General features: G+C 36.0%; 2 protein-coding genes. One reads left to right on the top strand and one right to left on the bottom strand.

Going from position 1 to position 1913, the window contains the following annotated elements:
- Positions 1-666, bottom strand: a 666-nt coding sequence (locus CK510_RS29885; protein ID WP_342746013.1) for a mechanosensitive ion channel family protein, incomplete at its 3' end; no start/stop codon positions are given.
- A gap of 214 nt (positions 667-880) precedes the next feature.
- On the opposite strand from CK510_RS29885, the gene CK510_RS29880 reads away from it, so the two are divergent.
- Complete coding sequence (locus tag CK510_RS29880; protein ID WP_211293356.1) at positions 881-1768, top strand: alpha/beta fold hydrolase; 888 nt, start codon at positions 881-883, stop codon at positions 1766-1768.
- Positions 1769-1913 lie beyond the last annotated feature (145 nt).

Below are 1913 nucleotides of genomic sequence, written 5' to 3'. Positions count from 1 at the left end.
ATATCTAATAAATGGTTCGTTTATGGTTAATTCCGGGGCAATTTCTGCCATTACTTCTTTTGCGACTTCGATGGTAATTTGTTCAACATATTCTAAATTACTTGCATATCCGACACCTAAATCAACTCTGAGAACAACTTCTTTTACAGGTAGATGGTAATTGGTAAAAATTACAGAAGATAATTTAGAGTTGGGAATAATAATTATGTTGTTGGAGATATCTTTAATGGTTGTACTTCGCCAATTAATATCTATGACATAACCTTCTTGGTTAGTTTCTAGTTTGACGTAATCTCCAGTTTTGAATTGTTGGGAAATAATTAGATATAAACCTGCGAATAAATTGGAAAGTGTATCTTGAACAGCTAGTGCGATCGCTAATCCTCCAACCCCTAATGTAGTCAGGATTGGCGTGATTTTTACCCCAACTGTTTGCAGGATAATAAGAATGCCAAAAATAAAGACAGTAATGCGAGTTAAGTTAGATATTATTGATGCTGATACTGATTGTGTTTTCTGACCAAATAATGTGACAAAACCACTACTTAGTTTCGCTACAAATATTGTCAAGGAGAGTAAAAAAGCAATGATGAGAATTGTTTGGATTGAATGAGATATGTTGGGTTCTAATGGGAAAGTTACAAAAGCTCCAAAACAACCTGCCAAAACAAACCAAATGAAAGTGACATTATTTAATGAATTAAAAATTTATACTTAGCAATCAAAAAAAACCTGTATCATGAATATATAGCAGATTGCAATTACATCAGGTAAGTTCGATCGTTATAAAAGCTATATAGAAAGCTTTTTTACTTCCTACTACCCTACTCCTGAATTCTGCTGTAGAAATCACAATCGTTAAGGAATTTGTATATTCATCGTGGTTACTCAGAATTTACCAACACAAGAAACCTTGGAAAAACACTTTTGGACTTGGAAAGGTTACAAAATTCAGTACACAGTTAAGGGTACAGGGAAACCATTGATACTCATCCACGGATTCGGTGCTTCCATCGGACACTGGAGAAAAAATATACCAGTACTTGCTGATGCTGGTTATCGAGTATTTGCCCTAGACTTATTGGGGTTTGGTGGTTCCGAAAAAGCCGCGATCGCTTATAGTGTTGATGTCTGGATAGAATTGCTCAAAGACTTCTGGAGCGAACATATCCAAGAACCTGCGGTATTTGTTGGTAATTCCATTGGTGCGCTTATTAGCTTGACGATTTTAGCAAAACACCCAGAAATTTCTGCTGCTGGGGTATTGATAAATTGTGCAGGTGGTTTAAACCATCGTCCAAATGAATTAAATCCACCATTACGCATTGTCATGTCAGCGTTTAGTAAGTTAGTCAATCATCCAGTGACGGGGAAATTTGTATTTAATCGCATTCGTCAGAAGCATCAAATTCGCAGAACCTTATTTCAGGTATATCGCGATCGCAATGCTGTTACAGATGAGTTAGTAGACTTATTATACGAGCCATCATGCGATGAAGGGGCACAAAAGGTATTTGCATCCATACTTTCCGCTCCTCCTGGTGACAGTCCAAATGAGTTATTACCCCAAGTCAAATCACCTCTATTAGTATTATGGGGTGCAGATGACCCTTGGACACCGATTACTGGGGCAAAAATTTATGAACAAGCAGCAGAAAATGGCAATGATATTAATATTATCCCCATTCCTGGAGCTGGACATTGCCCTCACGATGAAGTACCCGATAAAGTCAATGCGGAAATTATTAGTTGGTTGAGTAAATATTAAATTAGTTGTGTTTGAGAATATTGTAGGGGCAAACGGTTGTTTGCCCTAATTTTATTATTCCTAATTTTATTATTCCTAATTTTATTTTCCTAATTTTATTTACGTTTACAGAATAAAACCTTATGCTTCTTTTTTATTTCCAAAA

This window comes from Brunnivagina elsteri CCALA 953 (assembly GCF_002289455.1).
In the GTDB taxonomy this organism is placed as follows: Bacteria; Cyanobacteriota; Cyanobacteriia; order Cyanobacteriales; family Nostocaceae; genus Brunnivagina; species Brunnivagina elsteri.
This window is presented reverse-complemented; position numbering and strand designations above follow the sequence as displayed.